This is a genomic window from Natronococcus occultus SP4 (assembly GCF_000328685.1).
Lineage (GTDB): Archaea > Halobacteriota > Halobacteria > Halobacteriales > Natrialbaceae > Natronococcus > Natronococcus occultus.
In genome coordinates this window covers 2,615,996-2,635,637 of sequence record NC_019974.1, presented here as the reverse complement: position 1 = coordinate 2,635,637, position 19,642 = coordinate 2,615,996, and the positions used below count along the sequence as shown (strand labels likewise).

Annotated in this window: 24 protein-coding genes; 14 read left to right on the top strand and 10 right to left on the bottom strand. The window is 67.0% G+C overall.

Annotated features, from left to right (window positions below):
- Positions 1-28 precede the first annotated feature (28 nt).
- The 4 genes from NATOC_RS13175 to NATOC_RS13160 all read right to left on the bottom strand — a co-directional run bounded on the left by NATOC_RS13175 (position 29) and on the right by NATOC_RS13160 (position 5,276).
- Positions 29-1,300: a lactate racemase domain-containing protein gene (locus tag NATOC_RS13175; protein WP_015321943.1), complete on the bottom strand. Its 1,272-nt coding sequence runs from the start codon at positions 1,298-1,300 to the stop codon at positions 29-31.
- Positions 1,301-1,369: 69 nt separating this feature from the next.
- Positions 1,370-1,594: a hypothetical protein gene (locus NATOC_RS13170; protein WP_015321942.1), complete on the bottom strand. Its 225-nt coding sequence runs from the start codon at positions 1,592-1,594 to the stop codon at positions 1,370-1,372.
- A gap of 48 nt (positions 1,595-1,642) precedes the next feature.
- Positions 1,643-2,482, bottom strand: a complete 840-nt coding sequence (locus tag NATOC_RS13165; RefSeq protein ID WP_015321941.1) for a phosphatase PAP2 family protein — start codon at positions 2,480-2,482, stop codon at positions 1,643-1,645.
- Positions 2,483-2,546: 64 nt separating this feature from the next.
- Positions 2,547-5,276, bottom strand: coding sequence for an AAA domain-containing protein (locus tag NATOC_RS13160; protein WP_049888769.1), 2,730 nt, complete (start codon positions 5,274-5,276; stop codon positions 2,547-2,549).
- 164 nt (positions 5,277-5,440) lie between these two features.
- Here NATOC_RS13160 and NATOC_RS13155 point away from each other — a divergent pair, with 164 nt between their 5' ends.
- Positions 5,441-5,947: an SPW repeat domain-containing protein gene (locus NATOC_RS13155; protein ID WP_015321939.1), complete on the top strand. Its 507-nt coding sequence runs from the start codon at positions 5,441-5,443 to the stop codon at positions 5,945-5,947.
- A 47-nt stretch (positions 5,948-5,994) separates the two neighbouring features.
- On the opposite strand, the gene NATOC_RS13150 is transcribed toward NATOC_RS13155, so the two are convergent.
- Both NATOC_RS13150 and NATOC_RS13145 read right to left on the bottom strand, forming a co-directional pair.
- Positions 5,995-6,300: a hypothetical protein gene (locus NATOC_RS13150; protein ID WP_015321938.1), complete on the bottom strand. Its 306-nt coding sequence runs from the start codon at positions 6,298-6,300 to the stop codon at positions 5,995-5,997.
- Between the two features lie 57 nt (positions 6,301-6,357).
- On the bottom strand, positions 6,358-6,603 hold the full coding sequence (locus NATOC_RS13145; RefSeq protein ID WP_015321937.1) for a hypothetical protein: 246 nt from the start codon (positions 6,601-6,603) through the stop codon (positions 6,358-6,360).
- 112 nt (positions 6,604-6,715) lie between these two features.
- On the opposite strand from NATOC_RS13145, the gene NATOC_RS13140 reads away from it, so the two are divergent.
- The 3 genes from NATOC_RS13140 to NATOC_RS13130 all read left to right on the top strand — a co-directional run bounded on the left by NATOC_RS13140 (position 6,716) and on the right by NATOC_RS13130 (position 7,985).
- Entirely contained in the window at positions 6,716-7,267 is a 552-nt protein-coding gene (locus tag NATOC_RS13140; RefSeq protein ID WP_015321936.1) for a hypothetical protein, read from the top strand.
- 74 nt (positions 7,268-7,341) lie between these two features.
- On the top strand, positions 7,342-7,767 hold the full coding sequence (locus tag NATOC_RS13135) for a nuclear transport factor 2 family protein (RefSeq protein WP_015321935.1): 426 nt from the start codon (positions 7,342-7,344) through the stop codon (positions 7,765-7,767).
- Positions 7,764-7,985, top strand: a complete 222-nt coding sequence (locus tag NATOC_RS13130) for a hypothetical protein (protein ID WP_015321934.1) — start codon at positions 7,764-7,766, stop codon at positions 7,983-7,985. The genes NATOC_RS13135 and NATOC_RS13130 overlap by 4 nt, the downstream gene beginning before the upstream one ends.
- 50 nt (positions 7,986-8,035) lie before the next feature.
- Here the strand turns inward: NATOC_RS13130 and NATOC_RS13125 are convergent, their stop codons facing one another.
- Positions 8,036-8,992, bottom strand: a complete 957-nt coding sequence (locus NATOC_RS13125; RefSeq protein WP_015321933.1) for a zinc-dependent metalloprotease — start codon at positions 8,990-8,992, stop codon at positions 8,036-8,038.
- Between the two features lie 43 nt (positions 8,993-9,035).
- Positions 9,036-9,341, bottom strand: coding sequence for a hypothetical protein (locus tag NATOC_RS13120; RefSeq protein WP_015321932.1), 306 nt, complete (start codon positions 9,339-9,341; stop codon positions 9,036-9,038).
- A gap of 124 nt (positions 9,342-9,465) precedes the next feature.
- On the opposite strand from NATOC_RS13120, the gene NATOC_RS13115 reads away from it, so the two are divergent.
- Both NATOC_RS13115 and NATOC_RS13110 read left to right on the top strand, forming a co-directional pair.
- Positions 9,466-9,693, top strand: a complete 228-nt coding sequence (locus NATOC_RS13115) for an LSM domain-containing protein (protein WP_015321931.1) — start codon at positions 9,466-9,468, stop codon at positions 9,691-9,693.
- Positions 9,690-9,866 (top strand): 50S ribosomal protein L37e, encoded by a 177-nt coding sequence (locus NATOC_RS13110; RefSeq protein ID WP_006108486.1) that lies wholly within the window; start codon positions 9,690-9,692, stop codon positions 9,864-9,866. The genes NATOC_RS13115 and NATOC_RS13110 overlap by 4 nt, the downstream gene beginning before the upstream one ends.
- 150 nt (positions 9,867-10,016) lie before the next feature.
- Here NATOC_RS13110 and NATOC_RS13105 read toward each other — a convergent pair whose 3' ends face one another.
- Positions 10,017-10,307, bottom strand: coding sequence for a DUF5779 family protein (locus NATOC_RS13105; protein ID WP_015321930.1), 291 nt, complete (start codon positions 10,305-10,307; stop codon positions 10,017-10,019).
- A gap of 110 nt (positions 10,308-10,417) precedes the next feature.
- Entirely contained in the window at positions 10,418-10,873 is a 456-nt protein-coding gene (locus NATOC_RS13100; RefSeq protein ID WP_015321929.1) for a ferritin-like domain-containing protein, read from the bottom strand.
- A 126-nt stretch (positions 10,874-10,999) separates the two neighbouring features.
- Here NATOC_RS13100 and NATOC_RS13095 point away from each other — a divergent pair, with 126 nt between their 5' ends.
- The 8 genes from NATOC_RS13095 (at position 11,000) to leuD (ending at position 19,584) form a co-directional block, all read left to right on the top strand.
- Positions 11,000-11,593 (top strand): winged helix-turn-helix transcriptional regulator, encoded by a 594-nt coding sequence (locus NATOC_RS13095; RefSeq protein WP_015321928.1) that lies wholly within the window; start codon positions 11,000-11,002, stop codon positions 11,591-11,593.
- 397 nt (positions 11,594-11,990) lie between these two features.
- On the top strand, positions 11,991-13,229 hold the full coding sequence (locus tag NATOC_RS13090) for a homocitrate synthase/isopropylmalate synthase family protein (RefSeq protein WP_174299209.1): 1,239 nt from the start codon (positions 11,991-11,993) through the stop codon (positions 13,227-13,229).
- Positions 13,230-13,555: 326 nt separating this feature from the next.
- Positions 13,556-15,379: a biosynthetic-type acetolactate synthase large subunit gene (ilvB, locus tag NATOC_RS13085; protein ID WP_015321926.1), complete on the top strand. Its 1,824-nt coding sequence runs from the start codon at positions 13,556-13,558 to the stop codon at positions 15,377-15,379.
- Entirely contained in the window at positions 15,376-16,044 is a 669-nt protein-coding gene (gene ilvN / locus NATOC_RS13080) for an acetolactate synthase small subunit (protein ID WP_015321925.1), read from the top strand. Before ilvB ends, ilvN begins: the two co-directional genes overlap by 4 nt.
- Positions 16,037-17,089 carry a ketol-acid reductoisomerase gene (gene ilvC, locus NATOC_RS13075; protein WP_015321924.1) on the top strand — a complete coding sequence of 351 codons (1,053 nt, stop codon included), beginning with the start codon at positions 16,037-16,039 and terminating at the stop codon, positions 17,087-17,089. Before ilvN ends, ilvC begins: the two co-directional genes overlap by 8 nt.
- Before the next feature lies 1 nt (position 17,090).
- Positions 17,091-17,381, top strand: a complete 291-nt coding sequence (locus tag NATOC_RS13070) for a hypothetical protein (protein WP_015321923.1) — start codon at positions 17,091-17,093, stop codon at positions 17,379-17,381.
- Positions 17,378-18,805 (top strand): 3-isopropylmalate dehydratase large subunit, encoded by a 1,428-nt coding sequence (leuC, locus tag NATOC_RS13065; RefSeq protein ID WP_015321922.1) that lies wholly within the window; start codon positions 17,378-17,380, stop codon positions 18,803-18,805. Before NATOC_RS13070 ends, leuC begins: the two co-directional genes overlap by 4 nt.
- Positions 18,802-19,584: a 3-isopropylmalate dehydratase small subunit gene (leuD, locus tag NATOC_RS13060; RefSeq protein ID WP_015321921.1), complete on the top strand. Its 783-nt coding sequence runs from the start codon at positions 18,802-18,804 to the stop codon at positions 19,582-19,584. The genes leuC and leuD overlap by 4 nt, the downstream gene beginning before the upstream one ends.
- Positions 19,585-19,642 lie beyond the last annotated feature (58 nt).

Sequence of the window (19,642 nt, the reverse complement as noted above, 5' to 3'; positions counted from 1 at the left end):
GGGTGGCCGAATCGACGACGCTCGCAGACTACTGTCTCTCGACCAGGAGGGTGTTCAGCGCGTCCGGAACGACCAACACGTCGCTGCCGGGATCGACGGCGTCGGCGACGTCGTCCGCAGCGCCCAGCAGACACTCCTCGACGAGCGCCGGGACCTCGCTGTTGGTCACGACGAGCTCGTGGTCCCGGAGAACGCGGGCGACGACGAACGCCCGCTGGGCGCCGGGCTCGTACCCCGTTCGTAGCTCGTCGTACAGCGATTCGGGATCGTCGGCGTCCCGAAGCCGTCGATAGAACCGTCGCTCGCCGGTTCCCTTGCCCGCACCCTCTGGCAGGGCCGCGGGGACGACGAGTCGACCCCCCTCACGCAGCGGGTTCCGATCGCCGAGCGCCACGTAGGTCGCCCCGCGGGTCGCCTGATAGAGGTTCGCGTCCTTCGGCGCGCCGACGCCGCAGACGACGGCATCGTACTCGCGGGCGACTGGGACTGAGAGTGCGTCTCGGGCCACCGCCGCGAGCTCGCGGACGACTCGCCGTCCCTCGCCGGCCCGTACCCCGAGGACGCCCGCCGGACCGTGGGTCAGGTTGAGCGAGAAATCGATCCCGACGCGCTCGCCCGCCGCGTCGATCGCCTCCCTGAAGGGGTTGCCGGCGACGCGTCCGAGACGGACGTCCTCGCGGGCGAGCAGCGCCGGGCCGTGCGTGTACCGGATCAGCGACTCGCTTCCCGCGCCGATGGCGACAGTCTTCGCGCCGCCGCTGAACCCGGCGTACTGGTGGGGTTCGACGACGCCCGTCGAGAGGACCGTATCGGCCTCGGCAACCGGGACGCCGATCTCGACCGGGACGCCGTCGCTCGCGGGTCCGTCGGGTCGGTCCGGATCGGCTCCCGTCGCCCCGATCGTTCCGACCTCGACGACCGACGCCGGATCGTGGTTCACCGCCAGGTCGGCGTGGCGACCGAGCATCGTCTCGAGCTCCGCGTCGGTCATCGGTCGGTGGAGGCCGAGGCCGACGACGACCGTGATCCGCTCGCGCGCGACGTCGAGGCGCTCGAGCCGTGCGAGCAGCACGTCGAGCAACACGTCGTCGGGTACCGTCCGCGTGAGATCCGTCACAACGATCGCCACGTCGTCGTTGGGCTCGACACGGTCGGCCAGCGGCGGCCCGAGCGGGTCCTCGAGCGCCCGTTCTGCGGCCGCGCGGACGTCGACGGGCTCGCCGCCTGACGGCTCGGCGATCGTCACGTCACACCCGGGGAGTCGCAGCTCGATCGTCCCGGATCCCAGTGGAACGTTCACGTGTGACAGTCGGTTCGGCAGCTGGCGTGAAAAACGGTCGTGGTGTCGTCAGTCGCTGTCGGCTCGCAGCTACTCCGCTTTCTCCTCTCGGGCGTCCTCGATGAACAGACGCACACCCATTATGGGGATAAACAGGAAGAACGCCATGAAGACTGTTCCAGCCAGGACCGAAACCGCAAAGTCAAACGCCAGCGACGGCGGCAGCGTCCAGGCTGCGAGCAGGAATCCGCCGAGTACCGAGACCACGATGAGGACGACGATGTCGATAGCGTGAACCGGAACGTCCTGCGACATACCGGACCTTGCGATCGGCGATACATAACCCTACGCGATTCCGATCCCTTACCGCCGTCCGGGCTCGAGCGCGCCGAACCCGAGGCGCCCGACTGCGGCGGGTGCAAGGACGATCCCCGCAAGAAGTGCGGCGTAGAGCGGGACGAGCAGCGGTTCGACCGTCGAGACGACGGACTCGAGGGTCGTGATCGCGACCACGTAGCCGATGCCGACGACGACGAGGACGCCGTCCTCGAGCGCCGAGCGAGACGGCGGTAACCGGTCGAGTCGACGCGAGGCGAACAGACCGCCGATCGAGCTGCCGAGGCCGAGCAGCAGTTCGCTCGACGAACCGACGGCGAGCATCGCCAGAACGGAGAGGCCGAGCGCGATCGCGAACGCGCGCTGGGGCTCGCCGCGCGTCGCTCGGTTCATCGCGCCGAGGAAGACGAACCCGATGGCGACGCCGATGATCACGTCGCCGATGTAGTGGACGCCGAGGACGACCCTGGAGAGCGAGACCGTCAGGATCAGCGTGCCGGCTGCGGCGACGGCCCGGAAGTCGCGGGTGCGGTCGTACGCGGAGACGAGCCCGCCGTAGACGACGGTGGCGGCGAAGGCGTGGCCGCTCGGGAAGCCGTAAGTGTCCGACTCGAGCGGCTTGAGGAAGAGCTCCGCGGGCGGACGGGGCAGCCCGAGCACGGTCTTGATCGCGAGCAGCAGAGAGACGCCGGCGAGAGCGTACGCGATCACGAGGGCGGTTCGCCGCTGACTCGAGAGCCAAAACAGCGTCGCGAGCAGGAGCATGAGCGTGCTCTGTCCGCCGAGTTCGGTCACGGCGATCGCGATGTCGGTGTACGCCGTCGGAAACAGCTCGCGGATCGCGGCGCTTTCGTCCTCGAGTCGCATACACAGTGAGCGTCTCGAGCCTCGAACAGTAAGGATTCCGTTGGAACGGCGTCGCCAACGGCCGTCAGGTCTGTGCCCACTCGAGCATCCGTCCGTACACCGGATCGGACGACAGCGCCCTCGAGTCGCCGACGAGCACCAGGGCTCGCTTCGGCCGAGTGAGCGCGACGTTGATCCGGCGGTAGTCCTCGAAGATCGGCCCCTCGAGGCTCCCCGTCGCGGTAAAGGAGACGATGATGAGCTCCTTGCTCGAGCCCTGGAAGCGGTCGACGGTGTCGACGGCGACGTCCGCGGGGACGTGACTCGAGATCGTCGACACCTGGGCCCGGAAGGGGGCGATAACCCCGATGTCGGCCCGGTCGAGGCCGGCGTCCTCGTAGGCCTCGATCAGCTCGGCGACGCGGGCCGCCTCCGCCTCGTCGGTGTACTGGGAGCTCTCGCCCTCGACGTCGACGAACGCGACGGGATCGCGCAGGGTCGCGGGGAGGGCGTCCCTGGAGACGCCCTCGAGGTCGTCTACGGTACGTCCGGCGACCTCGGGCTCGGCGGGGCGCAGTTGCCCGTCGTAGAACTCCCGCGAGGCGAACGCCTGGATGCGCTGGTTCATCCGGTACTGGCGGTCGAGCATCACGCCCGCGTCGGGGTGACAGTCGACGAGCCGTTCGAACAGCGACTCGGTGAGGTCGGCTGCTCGCGGCTCGTCGCTTCCCGTCCCACCCTCCGCCTGGACGACGGGCGGGAGCTGCTCGTGATCGCCCACGAGGACGAACCGGTCGGCGAGGTTCGTCGCCGCGAACGTGCCCGGCTCCGTCAGTTGGGCGGCCTCGTCGACCAGGGCGGCGTCGAACGACTGCTCTTTCATGATCCGCGAGCCACAGGTCGCGGTCGTCGCGGCGACGACCTGGGCGTCCTCGAGTTCGGCCAGTCGCGTCTCGGGGTCGCCGGCCCGCTCGAGGCGGTACGGCTGCATGTCCTCGCGGACGCCGCTTTCCGATCCCACGCGGACGATCCGGTCGTCCGCACCCGCGCTGTCGAGCTGCTCGAGGACGGCCTCGAGGACGTTGTCGACCGCCCGGTTGGTAAACGCCGACAGCAGGACCCGCTCGCCCCGGTCGACCATCGCGCGGACGGCGCGGGCGATCGTGTAGGTCTTTCCGGTGCCGGGCGGGCCGTGGATCAGCGCGCAGTCGCGCGCGCCCACGGCCATCTCGACGGCGTCGTTCTGCGCGTCGTTGTTATCGATGAACGTCTCGTCGATCGTTTCGAACTCGGGGTTCGCCCGGTCGAACAGCACGTCCTTGCGCCGTTCGTCGCCCTTCAACAGCAGATCGTGCAACGCGACGAGCAGTCGGTCGGTCGTCAGCTCGGAGGGGTAGACGTCCAGCCGACTGACCGCGACGGGCTCGTCGGCGGTGAGGACGACTTCGTCCTCGTCCAGTCGCTCGATCCGCGCCAGCTCCGACTGGCCCCGAACCGGATGGCCGTCGCTCGCGAGGACGAGATCTCCCTCCCGGAGCTTGGAGGTCGCGCCACCCGTTCGACGGGCGCGAAGCTCCCAGCGACCCGCCTCGAGCTCGCGTTTCTCGACGAACTCGAGGTCGATCAGCGCGCGGTCGTCGTCGGCCCGCTCCCGGGCGTCTTGCTCCCAGAGCTTGGCGTACTCGCGGTGGACCGCCCGGCGCTCGGCCTCGATGGCCCGTGAGAACCGCTCGAAGTACTCCCGCTCCTCGGCGGGCAGGGGCTGGCCGATCTGGCCCGCCTTCGACTCCTGGTCGAGTCGCCCCGAGACAACCATGCAGGTGTCCTGCTCGAAGCAGTACTCGCACTTGGCGTTGCCCTCGTACCCCGTCGGCACGTCGCCCGCGACCTCGGCCGCGGCGATCTCGTTGCGCAGCCGCACAACGTACTTCAACAGCCCGTTACCCATCGAAAACTCCTTGGCGGGGGTGAGGTCGCCGGTCTCCTCGTTGCGATCCAGCGCCGAGTTCTTGGTGTACAGCAGCGTACCGGTGTCGACGTCCCCGCCGTGTTCCTCGAGCAACAGGGCGTAGCAGGCGGCCTGGACCTTGTCCTTGAAGCGCGGTTCTTTCTTCAGGTTCTTCCCCGTCTTGAGCTCGACGGGCGCGCCCCGACGGATCGCGTCGGCCCGCCCGCGGATCCCGAACGTCTCGCTGATCAGCAGCTGTTCGGAGCGCCAGGAGTCTTCCTCCGTGAGACGACCCTGTTCGAGCCACCCCTCGATCGCCTGCGCGTTCTCACGGACGTCCTCGGCGACCGACTCCGGATCCTCACCGAGCAAGCCGAGCTGGAGTCCTCGCTCCTCGACCCGGGCGTCGATCGCGTCCTCGAGGTCCCGGCCCCGGAGGAGATCGCCGAACACCTCGTGGACCAGGGTCCCTTTCACGACGGGGTAGTTCAGCGGCACCCCCGAGAGCTTGTTCAGGTAGTACAGCCGCGGACACTCCGTCCAATTCCGGATCGACGTCACGTCGACGAGGAAGCTCGGCTCGACGACGACGTAGGAGTCGCCCGTCGTCTTGAACCCCGTCTCCGCCCCATAGTCGTCGATTTCCGCGTCGGTAACGAGCAGTTCCATCCCCGGCTCGAGCAGCTCGGCCGACTCGGTCCACTTGTTCCACAGCGTCACCGTCGTCGGCTCGTAGTCGTCGCTCGGGCGGTCGGCGGCGTCGTCCTCAGTTCGCACCAGCGGCACCTCGGCGAGCTCGCTCTCGCCGTGGCTGGTCGACACCGAGCGCACCTCGACCTCGTCGGCGACCGTTCCGCGTACGTCCACGCCTATGGTCAGGACCGAGGCGTCAAAAACGGTATCGGTCACGGTTGCGGACGCAATCACCGTCGCCATCCCGGACGTAACGCCGTATTACCCCCGGTCTTCCCCGTTCGCTCACTGTAACGGTCGCGGCCCTTTTGGAACCTCGAGGCGAACCCATGAGCACCATGAGTAACTCCAACAGTGACGACCCCGAGGACCGAACCCCAACCGAGGTCGAGTCGGGCACCGGCGCCGGCGACCGCGACGACCGCGGCCGGGACCCCCGGGACGAGTCCACCCAGATCTCCAACGAGGAGCGACGGCGCCACACGCCCTTTATCAGCGCGATCGTCGCCGCGCTCGGCGCCTGGGTCGCGCTCTCGGTCCTGCTGTACGACTTCGCCGCGGCCGAACTGTGGAACAACGTCCTCGTCGGCGCGGTCGTCTTCGTCGCGGGAACCTACAACTACTACCGGCTCGCCAACGACGTTCCCCTTTCGATCGGCGTTGGCTCCTTGGTCGCGATCCTTGGGATCTGGTTGATCGTCGCACCGGCGCTACTCGGGATGACGAACGGGTTCTGGAGCACACTGGCTTCGGGCCTGCTTATCGCGGGGTTGGCCGGCTACAACGCCTACGAAGCCCGAGAGGCGCGGTCGATCATGACCGAACCCGACGCCGAGACACCGTAGCGGTCCAACTCGTGTCGGTCTGACCGAGCGCGCAGCTGTCACGACGCCTACCACCAGGGGAACAGCGTCCGACGGATCCGACGAAGCAGCGACGACCCCTCGTGGCGGACCTCGAGGACGGCCCCGTCCGCGTCGAAGACGACCTCGTCGGCGGGCAGCTGCTCCCCGTCGGGGAGGGTGATCCGACGGTCGGCTTCCGGAACCGTGCCGCCGCTGCTGGCGCCGAACAGAGTTCCCGAGCGAAGGGAGGGTTCGGGAACGGGCTCGTCGTACTCGATGACATACACCGTCGTCCCGTCCTCGGTGGTTCGTTCCCAGTCGACGATCTCTCGAGTCGGTCCCGTCCCGATCATTCGGCTCGGTGGTCCCGTCGCTCACGAGGAATAACTATCGGTCGGCGAGGACGTCGTTCAGCGCTCGAGGTCGGCCTCGAGCCGGCGACGACGGTACTGCGCCGCGTGGTGGCCAGTGGCCACGGCGGCGAACGCGATCATGACGAGTGCGAAGGCGAGGGTCACGATCGGTGAGAGACCGTTGACGTAGCCGTTTACCAGCTGGCCGACCGCCAGCGCGATCGGGCCGACCGCGAGCAGCGTACTCCGGACGGGTTCGGTTCGAAACAGGTCGTGAAACGACGGGCGTCGAGGTGTGGCCATCTGAACTCGGCGGTTGCGTGTGCTGTCGGGAGCGCGATCGTATTCCTTTCGGTTCCGCGCCGAAGTCGGGGCAACCGATACGTTCATTCTGTCCCCGCGACAAGCGTGCAGTATGCGGATTCGTGAGTGGCAGGACGTGCTCGAGGACGTCACCGAGCGCAGCGTCGACCCCGAGGACTGGCGGGCGGTCGCCGGCGACCGGGCCGGCGGCGTCGGCGAGGACATGTACCTCGCGCATCCCCGGGCGGGAGTGTTCTTCCTCAAGACGTACGCGAAAAACCCCTTCGAGGTGCGGGGCGTCGGGACGAAAGTGGCCCGCAGCCTCGACGACGAGATCGGTGCCTTTCTCCCCGAACGCGACTCGGGCGGGCGCTTCGCGGTCCAGTCCCCGCCGGAGGACGAGGACCACGTCGAAACGGTCTCGAAGCGACTGGAGACCGTCCTCGAGACCCACTCCGACGCGCCGACCCGGCCCCAGGACCTGTTCGACGACGTTATGGAGGCGATCGAGAGCCCCGCCTTCGGGCCGATGGAGTACGACCAGTACGACCGTCCCGACGAGCTCGAGGACCTCGCAGACCGGTTCGAGGAGGCCGACGAGCTGTTGAACGCCGAACTCGACGATCTCATCGAGACCGACGCGGTCGATCGCGGTTTTATGTGAGGAGCCGTGCTCGACGGCGACGCCTGCGACTGCGTCCGGTGAGCCTTTGGCGACTGACGCCGACAGCGTACGGTATGAGCGACAAAGCCGCGGCCGTCGTCCGCGAGTACTACGAGGCGCTCCGGCGGGGCAAGCCCCTGCCGCCGTACTTTCTCGAGAGCGCCTCGACGACGAAGTTCGGAATCAGCGAGGCGGCCTTCGGCTACGAGGCCGTCGCCGACGCTCTCGAGAGCCAGACCGAGACGACGACCGACTGGTCCGTCGAGAGCCATCGGCTCTCGATCGCCGAGGACGGGGCGTACGCCACGTTCGCCGACGAGGTAACGATGGCCTGGACCGACACGGAAGCCGGGGCGGATCGTCGGTTCGACACGCGCTGGAGCGGGACACTGGTTCGTCCCGAGGCCGTCGAGTCGGGATCGAAAACGGGCGATACGAGCGACGACGCTCCCGCGTGGCTGTTCCGGACGATGCACGTCAGCACGGCCGACGAAATATGAGCCGGGGCCGGGGCCCCGACCGACGCTCGCCGAAGACGAGCGTCCTGACGGCTCCCTCGACCCGCCTCGGGATCGCGTTCGTCCTGCTGGTCGCGGTCTCCTGCGGGCTGATCGCGCTCCAGGGGGGCGCCGCGCTACCGCAGATCGGGCTGGCGATGGGCGTCGGGCTGGTGGCGGGAGGCGGGCTGCTCTGGTATCTCCACTGGATCCTGGAGTAGCGTCCCCGAAACTGAACGGCGAGGTCGAAAACTGTCGGTTGCGAGCGGCCTCAGCGCTCCATTCGTCGGATCCACAGCCCCGGCGAGTCGAGTTCGTCGTGGGTCGGGAGGTTCTCGGGACGCTCCCAGACCAGGGCAGCGGTCTCGACGTCTCGCACCGCGACGACGTGCTCGAAGAAGTTCTTCCCGCGCTCGTACTGGCGTTCCTTGAGGCCGAGCCCGAGCAGCTGCCGGAACAGCTTCTGGAGCGGTCCCCGACCCTGCCGACGGGCGTCGAGCTTGCGCCGGAGGTCCTCGTACTCGCCGTCGAAGGCGTGGTCCATCAACAGCTCGGCGTACCCCTCGACGACAGTCATCGCCGCGTCGAGGTCCTTGAACGCCGCCTTGTTGAACGAACCCGTCGAGAGGTCGGCGACCCCATCTCGCATCCGCTCCTCGAGGTGGTCCGAGAGCCACGGCGCCGCGCCGAACTCGGCGGCGTGAGTCACCTCGTGGAACGCGATCCAGCGGCGGAACCGGTCGACGTCGACCTCGAGCGTGTCGGCAGCCTTGTGGATGTTGGGTCGGACGAAGTAGAGCGCGTGGTCCTCGTCAGGAGTGTCCGCGAGCAAAAGCGGATCGTACTGCCCCAGCACGTTCCGTCCCAGAAACGCCAACAGCACGGTCATCGTCCCCGTGTTGATCGTGCGCGCGACGCCGGGGAAGGTCCCGGTGGGGGTTTCGAGGGCACCCATGACCCGCTGGAACGTCTCGACGTTGGCGTCGATCCAGTGGTGGCGGTTCTGGATCTCGACCGTGTCGGGAACGTCGAACTCGGCACCGGAAACCGACCGCACCGCGGCGCGGGCCTCGCGCACGTCGCGGGCGTAGGCCTCGCGCTCGCCGGGCTCGAGGTCGAGCGAGCCGGGGTCGGTCGCCGCCTTCGCCCCCTCGGCGGCCGACTGCCAGTCGATCACGCTGTCGCCGGAGGCACCGGCGACCGCGCGGGCACTACGATAAAGGTTCACGCCCAAATCTACGGGCAGCGAACGCAAAAGGGTTCGGCTCGCGTTAGTTGACAACGACGTCGGGCTGTTCGTCCTCGGGGAACTCCGCGTCGTCCTCGTCGTCGCCGGCGTACTTCCTGGCCGCGACGCCAAGCGCGACGAGGACGGCCAGCGCGAGCAGTGCGCCGATCGCACCGCCTTTCCCGCCGGAGTCCTCGGCGTCCTCGAGGTCCTCGTCGGCGAGTTCCTCCTCGAGATCCTCGTCGCCGTACTTCTCCCCGAAGGGCAACGCGTCGTCGATCGCTCGCGGCCCGAACTGGTGGTCGCCCTGGAGATTGAGCTCGATGAGGGTAAACTTCTTCTCTCCCATATCCTGGAGTCGACGAGCGATCACTTAGCCGTTTGGCTTGGAGGGTGGCAGGGAGACCCACGAGCGGGCGGCTACGGGCGTCGCGACCGGTACGATTAAGTGTCCATCACTGGCGGTGTCTTGTATGAGTGGACGACCGCTTGACGTCCTCGAGGCGTCGCTCGGCGAACGCGTCACCGTGCGGCTCAAGAGCGGCGACGAGTACGTCGGCGACCTCACCGGCTACGATCAGCACATGAACCTGGTGCTCGAAGACGTCTCGAGAGCCGCCGACCGCGAGGTGGACGACGAGGACCCGGTCGAAGACACAACGATTATACGCGGCGATAACGTCGTTTCGATCACTCCATGACTGGCGCAGGAACCCCGAGCCAAGGAAAGAAGAACAAGACGACCCACACGAAGTGTCGTCGCTGCGGAGAGAAGTCCTACCACACGAAAAAGAAGGTCTGCTCGTCGTGCGGCTTCGGCAAGTCCGCCAAGCGCCGCGACTACGAGTGGCAGTCCAAGACCGGCGACAACTAAGTTCTCTCTGCGCTGACGCTTTTCGCGTTCTCGCTCGTAGCGACGCGGCTATCCGTTGGGCACCGTGACGGTTCGCGGTGACGACACGCGAGGACGAAGGCGAGCCCCGACGCTCGAGGCACGCGATTCGACGCCGATCGAGAGACCAGACTACAGCCGATCGGTGTTGACGTCGATCCCCGGCGGGGTGACGACCAGAAAGCCGCGGAAGTGAATGAGGTTGCCGCCCGACTCCTTGACGTCGCGAGCGAAGCCGGAGGCCAGCTCGTTGACCTCGCCCTCGACACAGAGGACGAGGACGTTCCCCGTCGAAACCGCCTCGAGCCAGTCGTCGGCGGGCGTCGTCCCGTCGAGGACGCCGAGGACGATTTCGCCGTCGAGCTCGAACTCCTCGTCGATATGTTCCTCGACGGTTCGCAGGTCGAGATCGAAATCGCTCATACGGTACGCCTCGAAGCGCGCCGAGAAAAACGTTCGCTTCACAGCTCTCGGTCCGCTGTCGATTGGTTCCGCCCACGATCCGTCGGCGGCAACGCAGTACCGCGTTGGACTCAGTCCCGGGGAAACTCCTTCTTGAACCCGCGGAACTCGGTGCGGTGGGCCTCTTCGTCGGCGAGGATCGTCACCGCGACGTCCTCGGTGATCGGATCGTTCGCGTCCTCGGCGGCCTCGAGCAGCGACCGGTACGTCTCCAGGGCGTCCTCCTCGGCCTCGAGGACGCCGTCGATCACCGACTCGACGTCGGTGGTGTCCTCGGGGGGCTGCAGACTCGACTGGCCGGCCTCGAACGCCTCCGAGCCGGGCGGGGACCGATCGAGCTGCTTGAGTCGATTGCCAAGCAGCCGCGCGTGCTCGAGCTCCTCGTCGACGTCGGCTGCGAGGCTCGATTTGACCTCCTCGGCGTGGACCCCGTCGAGCACGATGGCGTTGGTCAGATAGTTCATCACTGTCTCGAGTTCGTCGATGTAGGCCTCCGTCAGGAGGTCCGTAACGTCGTCTTCGGACATCGCTGCGCCCCTACCACCACCTGGGGTTTAGTTCTCACACCCCGCGTTCGCGACACAGTGCGAACCGTCGCCGTCCGAATCCGCGCTCGCGGTACACTCTTGACGCCCGCACCCCAACCGACACCCATGCGCGAGCTCGACGAGACGGATCTGGAGATCCTCGAGCTGTTGGCGACCGACGCCCGGCGACCGTACAAGGAGATCGCCGACCGGGTCGATCTGACGCCGCCGGCGGTGTCCGATCGGATCTCCCGACTCGAGAGCCAGGGGATCATCCGGGAGTTCACGATCGACATCGACCGCGAGCGGCTCCACGGCGACGTCTCGATGCTCGTCGAGCTCGAGCCGGCTCCCGAGGCGGTCGCGGATGTCTACGCCGCTGCGGGCGAGCTCGAGGGCGTCGAACACGTTTTCGAGGGGGGCGACGGGCGCGTCCTCGTTCACGCTACGATCTCGGGAACCGACGTCCGCTCGTGGCTCGCCGACGAGATCGATCTCGGCTCGCTGTCGGGATACGACGTGACGCTGCTCAACCGGTCCGCGCGGGTCTCCGCGCTGGCGGCGACCGGGTTCGCCCACGAGTGTGTCGTTTGCGGGAAACAGGTTACGGGCGACGGCGTGACCGCGACGATCGACGGCGAGATCAAGACGTTCTGTTGTCCCTCCTGCGAGGAGCGGTACGTGAACCGGTACGAATCCCACCGGGACGCCCTCGAGTGAGTGCGGGCGGTTGCAAGACGTTGTACTCTGTGCGATCGAGTAGTAGCTTCGTTCCGGTATCGGATCGACTAACGTACGTTCCAGAAGGAGAATGGAAATTATTATTCGTTCGTCCATTATGGCACGTCACTGCCCGCCGTTACTGACCGACTGTCCACCATGGGGCGCGCGCCAGCGATCCAAGTTTAATTTCCGCCCAGTAGTCGTGAATTTTGTCGTCGAGTCGGGCGGACGACGGCGGAAGCTCGGGTCGGGAGCGGTATGATAATAGGATCTGTGTTCAGTAATAGGTCGTTGATGTCTTGCGGTTTTCGCCCGTGTCTCGAACGGCGGGACGACTGGCACGGTCTCCCGTCCCGCGGGCAGCGTCAGCTTTATATACGACGTCGATCCTCGGATTCAGATACAATGTCTTCACAAGGCAACCCGACCTCTGACACCAGTCAGGGGGGTCGAGTTCTTCCAGGGCACGTTAGATTCCACTGACGAAATCGAGTCAGCACGTGTCTTCGATACGACGCTGCGGGACGGCGAACAGTCGCCCGGCACGTCGTTTTCCTACGACGACAAACGCGAGATCGCCTCCGTCCTGGACGAGATGGGGACCCACGTCATCGAGGCCGGCTTCCCCGTCAACTCCGAGGCCGAGTTCGAGGCGGTCAGGGATATCGCGTCCTCGACGTCGACGACCACCTGCGGGTTGGCCCGCGTCGTCGACGACGACATCGAAGCCGCACTGGATTCCGGTGTCGAGATGGTGCATACGTTCGTCAGCACCAGCGACGTCCAGATCGAGGACTCGATGCACGCGACCCGGGAGGACGTAGTACAGCGCGCCGTCGAGTCGGTCGAACGGATCACGGAGGCGGGGGCGACCTGTATGTTCTCGCCGATGGACGCGACCCGAACGGACGAGGGGTTCCTGATCGACGTGATCGAGGCGGTCTCCGAGGCAGGGACCGACTGGATCAACATCCCGGACACCTGCGGCGTCGCCACGCCGAACCGGTTCCGGGCGATGATCGAGAAGGTCTGTGCACACACCGACGCACGGGTCGACGTCCACACTCACGACGACTTCGGGCTGGCGACCGCAAACGCCCTGTCGGGCATCGAGGCGGGCGCCGATCAGGCGCAGGTCTCGGTCAACTCGATCGGCGAGCGGGCCGGTAACGCCGCCTACGAGGAGTTCGTGATGGCCGTCGAGTCGGTCTACCAGTGTGATACGGGGATCGATACGACCCGCATCGTGGAGCTCTCGGAACTCGTCGAGGAGAAGAGTTCGATCGAGACGCCGGGGAACAAACCCGTCGTCGGCGACAACGCCTTCTCCCACGAGAGCGGGATCCACGCCGCGGGCGTCATCGAGAACTCCGACACCTTCGAACCCGGCGTGATGACCCCGGAGATGGTCGGCGCGACGCGCCGACTGGTCATGGGGAAACACACCGGGACTCACTCGGTCCGCGAACGCTTGGAGGAGCGCGGGTACGAGCCCACCGACGACGAGGTGCGAACGGTTACCCGCCGCGTCAAGGACTACGGCGCGGAGAAACGTCGTATCACGGTCGATGACCTGGAGCGGTTCGCCGAGGAGGCCGGCGTCGAGCGCCGGCGAGAGGAGGTGCAGATCTGAGGGATGACACCCTCGTTTGCTACTGGCCGGGAGCCCCGGCTATCGCGATGGTGTTCCCGCCAGCGTTGCCCGGGACGAAACTATTATGATAGTCCCCGACCCTACGAGTGGAGTGATGACGGATCGCGCTCGCAGATCGGTTCGCACCCGCGACGCCGACAGCGACGCGCTCGCTCGCATTCGTATTGTAGGGGCCCACTAGCCCCTCACCAACTCCTTCCTCGATCCCGGCCCGTATCCGTCGCACCGACCGCCGAGCGACCCGCAATCCACCAGATGACATCAGCCAACAGCACGTATCGCCCGAATCCGGCAGGAGGATATCGATGAGCGAACGCGCACCACCGGTTACCGCAACCGAGGAACAGCACGACGACCAAGAGACACCACGGGACGAGCCACCGGAGTCGACCGGGACCGTGGACGCCGACGCCGAGTCGGCGACAGGCGCCGAACCGACCCCGGTCACGACGGGTGCCGAGTCGGTCGTCCGCGCGCTCGAGAACGCAGGAGTCGAACACGCGTTCGGCGTGCAGGGCGGCGCGATCATGCCCGTCTACGACGCGCTGTACGACTCCGAGATCCACCACGTGACGATGGCCCACGAGCAAGGGGCGTCCCACGCGGCCGACGCCTACGGCATCGTCTCCGGGGAGCCGGGGATCTGCCTGGCGACCTCGGGGCCGGGGGCGACGAACCTCGTCACCGGTCTGGCCGACGCCGACATGGACTCGGATCCCGTCGTCGCGCTGACCGGACAGGTGCCGACCGAGTTCGTCGGCAACGACGCCTTCCAGGAAACCGACACCACGGGCGTCACGATGCCGGTCACGAAGACCAACACCTTCTCGAGCGAGCCCGATCGCGTCGGCACCGACGTCAGCGAGGCGTTCGCGCTCGCCAGCGAGGGCCGTCCCGGGCCGACGCTGGTCGATCTGCCCAAAGACGTCACGAAAGCCGAGACCGACCGCGAACCCGACGAGCCGCAAACGCCCGACACCTACGAGGTCCAGCAGCGAGCGGATCCCGAGTTCGTCGACGCCGCAGCCGAACGCGTCGAAAACGCCAAGCGACCGATCATGCTACTCGGCGGCGGCGTCATCAAGGGCGAAGCTAGCGAGGTCTGTCGCGAGTTCGCGATCGAACACGAGATTCCGGTCGTCACGACGATGCCGGGCATCGGCGCGTTCCCCGAGGACCACGAGCTCTCGATGGAGATGGCCGGCATGCACGGCACCGGCTACGCCAACATGGCGATCACCCACTGCGATACGATGATCGCCGTCGGCACCCGGTTCGACGACCGGCTCACCGGCGGCATCGAGACGTTCGCGCCCGACGCGGAGATCATCCACGTCGACATCGATCCCGCCGAGATCAGCAAGAACATCCACGCGGACTACCCGCTGATCGGCGACGCCGGTACCGTCGTCGAACAGCTCGCCGAGGCCGTCGACGAGTCGCCACAGGCGACGAAGTGGCGTGCCCAGTGCCAGCAGTGGAAGTCCGACTACTCGATGGCCTACGAGGCCCCCGAGGACGAACCGATCAAACCGCAGTTCGTCGTCGAAGCCCTCGACGAGGCTACGAGCGACCGCGCGGTCGTCACCACCGGCGTCGGCCAACACCAGATGTGGGCCTGCCAGTACTGGACCTACACCGAGCCCCGAACCTGGGTCTCGAGTCACGGACTGGGTGCGATGGGGTACGGCCTGCCGGCGGCGATCGGCGCTCGCTTCGCGGCCGACGACGACCAGGAGGTCGTCTGTATCGACGGCGACGGCTCGTTCCTGATGACGCTGCAGGGCCTGTCGGTCGCCGTCCGCGAGAACCTGGATATCACGGTCGCCGTGCTCAACAACGAGTACATCGGGATGGTCCGGCAGTGGCAGGACGCCTTCTTCGACGGCCGTCATTCGGCGTCGGACTACGGCTGGATGCCCGAGTTCGACACGCTCGCCGAGGCCTTCGGCGCGTCCGGTTACCGGATCGACGACTACGACGAGGTCGCAGACACCATTGACGCCGCGCTGGCCTACGACGGTCCCTCCGTGATCGACGTCCACATCGATCCGCAGGCGAACGTCTATCCGATGGTGCCAAGCGGCGGCGACAACGGTCAGTTCGCGCTGGCGGAGGACCAACTATGACACGGGACCAGGGCCTCGACGGACCCGCTCCCGAGGAGCGCCCGACGCCTGCCGGCCGACGGACCAAGCAGGGGATCCGCATCGACCCCGAGGTCGAGGCGCGACGCGAGCCCCGACGGACCGTCATCTCGGCGCTGGTCGAACACGAGCCCGGCGTGCTGGCCGAAGTCTCGGGACTGTTCTCGAGACGGCAGTTCAACATCGAGAGCCTGACGGTGGGCCCGACGGACGAGGACGGCCGCGCGCGGATCACGCTGGTCGTCGAAGAGCCCGACCCGGGGATCGACCAGATCAAAAAGCAGCTGCGGAAGCTGCTGCCGGCGATCGCAGTTCGGGAGCTCGATCCCGACGCGATGCGTCGCGAGCTCGCCCTGGTGAAGGTCAACGCCGAGCGACCCGACCAGGTCGCGGCGGTCGCGGACATGTACGACGCCAAGACCGTCGACTCGAGCCCCGAGACGGCGACCTTCGAGATCACGGGCGCCCGCCAGAAGATCGAGGCCGCGATCGAGACGTTCTCCCAGTTCGGCATCCGCGAGATCGCCCGAACCGGGACGACCGCGCTTGCCCGTGGCACCGCCGACACCGCGGCACCGACGCCGCCAGAATCGTCCGCCGACAAGGCGAACCAGACCCAGCAGTACACCCACGCAGACGATGACTGAAGACGAATTCACCACCGAGATCTACTACGAATCGGACGCAGACCAATCGCAGCTCGAAGACGTAACCGTCGCCGTACTCGGCTACGGGAGCCAGGGCCACGCCCACGCGCTGAACCTCCACGACAGCGGCGTCGATGTGGTCGTCGGCCTCCGCGAGGACTCCTCGTCGCGCTCGGCCGTGGAAGCGGACGGACTCGAGGTCACGACGCCCGTCGAGGCGGCCTCGCAGGCTGATATTGTCTCGATGCTGGTCCCGGACACGGTCCAGCCCCACGTTTACGAACAGATCGAGGACGAGCTCGAGGCCGGCGACACGCTGCAGTTCGCCCACGGGTTCAACATCCACTACAACCAGATCCAGCCAGCCGAGGACGTCGACGTGACGATGATCGCGCCGAAGTCGCCGGGCCACCTCGTCCGCCGGAACTACGAGAACGGCGAGGGGACCCCCGGGCTGCTGGCGGTCTACCAGGACGCGACCGGTGACGCGAAGGAGCGCGCACTCGCGTACTCGAAGGCGATCGGCTGCGCCCGCGCGGGCGTCGTCGAGACGACGTTCCGCGAGGAGACCGAGACCGACCTCTTCGGCGAGCAGGCCGTCCTCTGTGGCGGCATCGCCGAGCTGATCAAGGTCGGCTACGAGACGCTGGTCGACGCGGGCTACAGCCCGGAGATGGCCTACTTCGAGTGTCTCAACGAGATGAAGCTCATCGTCGACCTGATGTACGAGGACGGGCTCGGCGCGATGTGGGATTCGGTCTCCGACACCGCCGAGTACGGCGGGCTCACCCGCGGCGAGCGAGTTATCGACGACCAGGTCCGCCAGAACATGGAGGAAGTCCTCGAGGAGGTCCAGAACGGCGAGTTCGCGACCGAGTGGGTTGCCGAGAACCAGGCCAACCGACCCGTCTACACCCAGCTCAACCAGGCCGAGAAGGACCACGAGATCGAGGAGGTCGGCGAGCGCCTCCGCGCGCTGTTTGCCTGGCAGGAAGAACAGGAAGCGGAAACCGAGGACGAGCGAGAGAAACTGCAAGCAGATTAGAATGAAACGAACGAACGACACCGAAGCGGACGACGACTCGATGCGCGCGGTCAGCCACACCAACCCCTACACCGGCGAGACGGTCGGCCGGCTGTTCAGCCGCGGCCCAACGGTCGTGGCCGACGGCGGCCGGCGGAACGGCACCGACGAGAACCCCGCCGCGACGGATCCGTCGGACGACGACACGATGAAGCAAGTCGATCACACGCCGCCGGAGGGCGCCGACGACGCGAACGACGTCTTCGAACGTGGCAACGAACACGGCCGCGATTCGGGAGCAACGGACGTATGAGCGAGGGAACGCTGTACGACAAGGTCTGGGACCGCCACAAGGTGACGACGCTGCCGACCGGACAGGACCAGCTGTTCGTCGGTCTCCACCTGATCCACGAGGTCACAAGTCCGCAGGCTTTCGGGATGCTCCGCGAGCGGGATCTGGAGGTCGCCTACCCCGAGCTAACCCACGCGACGGTCGATCACATCATCCCGACGGCGGATCAGTCCCGTCCCTATGACGAGGACGCCGCCGAGGAGATGATGAGCGAGCTCGAGGAGAACGTCCGCGAGGCGGGCATCGAGTTCTCGGACCCCAACAGCGGGGACCAGGGGATCGTCCACGTCGTCGGCCCGGAGCAGGGGCTGACCCAGCCCGGGAAGACGATCGTCTGTGGCGACTCCCACACCTCGACTCACGGCGCCTTCGGCGCGCTCGCCTTCGGCATCGGCACCAGCCAGATTCGGGACGTCCTCGCGACGGGCACCCTGGCCTTCGAGAAGCAGAAGGTGCGAAAGATCGAAGTCGAGGGTGAACTCGGCGACGGCGTCGAGGCGAAGGACGTCATCCTCGAGATCATCCGCCGACTGGGTACCGAGGGCGGCGTCGGCTACGTCTACGAGTACGCCGGCTCCGCGATCGAGGAGCTGGGGATGGAGGGTCGGATGTCGATCTGTAACATGTCGATCGAGGGCGGCGCCCGTGCGGGCTATGTCAACCCCGACGAGACCACCTACGAGTGGCTCGAGGGGACCGACTACTTCCAGGAGAATCCCGAGCGCTTCGAGGAGCTCAAACCGTACTGGGAGTCGATCAGCAGCGACGAGGACGCCGAGTACGACGACGTCGTCCACATCGACGCCGACGAGCTCGAGCCGGTCGTCACCTGGGGGACGACCCCGGGCCAGGGGATCGGTATCACCGATTCGATTCCCGAGCCCGAGGCGCTGCCCGCGGACAAGCAAGACACCGCGCGACGCGCCCAGGAACACATGCGCGTCGAGCCCGGCGAGACGATGGAGGGGTACGACATCGACGTCGCCTTCCTTGGCTCGTGTACCAACGCCCGTCTGCCCGACCTGCGTCGCGCGGCCCGCATTGTCGAAGGTCGTGACGTTCACCCCCACGTCCGCGCGCTCGTCGTTCCCGGCAGCCAGCGCGTCCAGGAGGCCGCCGAGGAGGAAGGGCTCAAAGACGTCTTCGAGGAGGCCGGCTTCGAGTGGCGCAACGCCGGCTGCTCGATGTGTCTGGGCATGAACGAGGACCAGCTCGAGGGCGACGAGGCCTGCGCCTCGTCCTCGAACCGGAACTTCGTCGGTCGCCAGGGGTCGAAGGACGGTCGGACCGTCCTGATGAACCCGCGGATGGTCGCCGCGGCGGCGATCACGGGCGAAGTGACCGACGTTCGTGAGCTGCCGGAAGCGGAGGTGACCGCACGATGAGCCGCGAGGACGAGCGAAGCGAGTCCTCGGAACGAGCGAGTAGCGCGGAGCAACGCTCCGCGGACCATTCGAGCGGGCAAAGCCCGCAAGAAGACGGGCGAACGCCCGCGAGCACCGCCGAGGATCGGGAGATCCGAACCGACGGCGGCGACGACGTAGAGATCCCCGAGGTCAACCACGTGTCGGGCTCCGGACTTCCGATCCGGGGTAACGACATCGACACCGACCAGATCATCCCCGCGCGATTTATGAAGGTCGTCACCTTCGACGGGCTGGGCGAGTTCGCCTTCTTCGACCAGCGGTTCGACGAGGACGACGACCAGAAGGACCACCCGTTCAACGAGGAGCGGTTCCAGGATTCGTCGGTGATGGTGGTCAACTCGAACTTCGGCTGTGGCTCCTCGCGCGAGCACGCCCCGCAGGCGCTGATGCGCTGGGGGATCGACGCGATCATCGGCGAGAGCTTCGCCGAAATCTTCGCGGGCAACTGCCTCGCGCTCGGCATTCCGACCGTCACGGCCGATGGCGAGACGATCGAGGCGCTCCAGGACTGGGTCGACGAGAACCCCGACGGCGACGTCGAGATCGACGTCGCGGCCGAAACGGTCACCTACGGGGAGGAGACGATCGACGTCACCGTCGACGACGCCCAGCGCAAGGCCTTAGTCGAGGGCGTCTGGGACACGACGGCGCTGATGAAGTCGAACGCTGGCGCGGTTCGGGACACCGCCCGCGAGCTGCCGTACGTCGAATCCGAAGCGATCCCCGAAGCGGAGTAGCCGCTCCCTTTTCGAGCGAACCACCCGGTTCGTTCCCGCCGCGAGTACCGATAGCTTC

Coding starts and splice junctions, on each gene's coding strand:
- NATOC_RS13150 (WP_015321938.1), bottom strand. CDS start 6,300: ATGATCGGGACGGGACCGACTCGAGAGATCGTCGACTGGGAACGAACC.
- NATOC_RS13145 (WP_015321937.1), bottom strand. CDS start 6,603: ATGGCCACACCTCGACGCCCGTCGTTTCACGACCTGTTTCGAACCGAA.
- NATOC_RS13070 (WP_015321923.1), top strand. CDS start 17,091: ATGAAACGAACGAACGACACCGAAGCGGACGACGACTCGATGCGCGCG.
- NATOC_RS13095 (WP_015321928.1), top strand. CDS start 11,000: ATGCGCGAGCTCGACGAGACGGATCTGGAGATCCTCGAGCTGTTGGCG.
- ilvN (WP_015321925.1), top strand. CDS start 15,376: ATGACACGGGACCAGGGCCTCGACGGACCCGCTCCCGAGGAGCGCCCG.
- ilvC (WP_015321924.1), top strand. CDS start 16,037: ATGACTGAAGACGAATTCACCACCGAGATCTACTACGAATCGGACGCA.
- NATOC_RS13165 (WP_015321941.1), bottom strand. CDS start 2,482: ATGCGACTCGAGGACGAAAGCGCCGCGATCCGCGAGCTGTTTCCGACG.
- NATOC_RS13120 (WP_015321932.1), bottom strand. CDS start 9,341: ATGGGAGAGAAGAAGTTTACCCTCATCGAGCTCAATCTCCAGGGCGAC.
- NATOC_RS13135 (WP_015321935.1), top strand. CDS start 7,342: ATGAGCGACAAAGCCGCGGCCGTCGTCCGCGAGTACTACGAGGCGCTC.
- NATOC_RS13115 (WP_015321931.1), top strand. CDS start 9,466: ATGAGTGGACGACCGCTTGACGTCCTCGAGGCGTCGCTCGGCGAACGC.
- NATOC_RS13105 (WP_015321930.1), bottom strand. CDS start 10,307: ATGAGCGATTTCGATCTCGACCTGCGAACCGTCGAGGAACATATCGAC.
- NATOC_RS13170 (WP_015321942.1), bottom strand. CDS start 1,594: ATGTCGCAGGACGTTCCGGTTCACGCTATCGACATCGTCGTCCTCATC.
- leuD (WP_015321921.1), top strand. CDS start 18,802: ATGAGCCGCGAGGACGAGCGAAGCGAGTCCTCGGAACGAGCGAGTAGC.
- NATOC_RS13100 (WP_015321929.1), bottom strand. CDS start 10,873: ATGTCCGAAGACGACGTTACGGACCTCCTGACGGAGGCCTACATCGAC.
- NATOC_RS13130 (WP_015321934.1), top strand. CDS start 7,764: ATGAGCCGGGGCCGGGGCCCCGACCGACGCTCGCCGAAGACGAGCGTC.
- NATOC_RS13110 (WP_006108486.1), top strand. CDS start 9,690: ATGACTGGCGCAGGAACCCCGAGCCAAGGAAAGAAGAACAAGACGACC.
- NATOC_RS13140 (WP_015321936.1), top strand. CDS start 6,716: ATGCGGATTCGTGAGTGGCAGGACGTGCTCGAGGACGTCACCGAGCGC.
- leuC (WP_015321922.1), top strand. CDS start 17,378: ATGAGCGAGGGAACGCTGTACGACAAGGTCTGGGACCGCCACAAGGTG.
- ilvB (WP_015321926.1), top strand. CDS start 13,556: ATGAGCGAACGCGCACCACCGGTTACCGCAACCGAGGAACAGCACGAC.
- NATOC_RS13155 (WP_015321939.1), top strand. CDS start 5,441: ATGAGTAACTCCAACAGTGACGACCCCGAGGACCGAACCCCAACCGAG.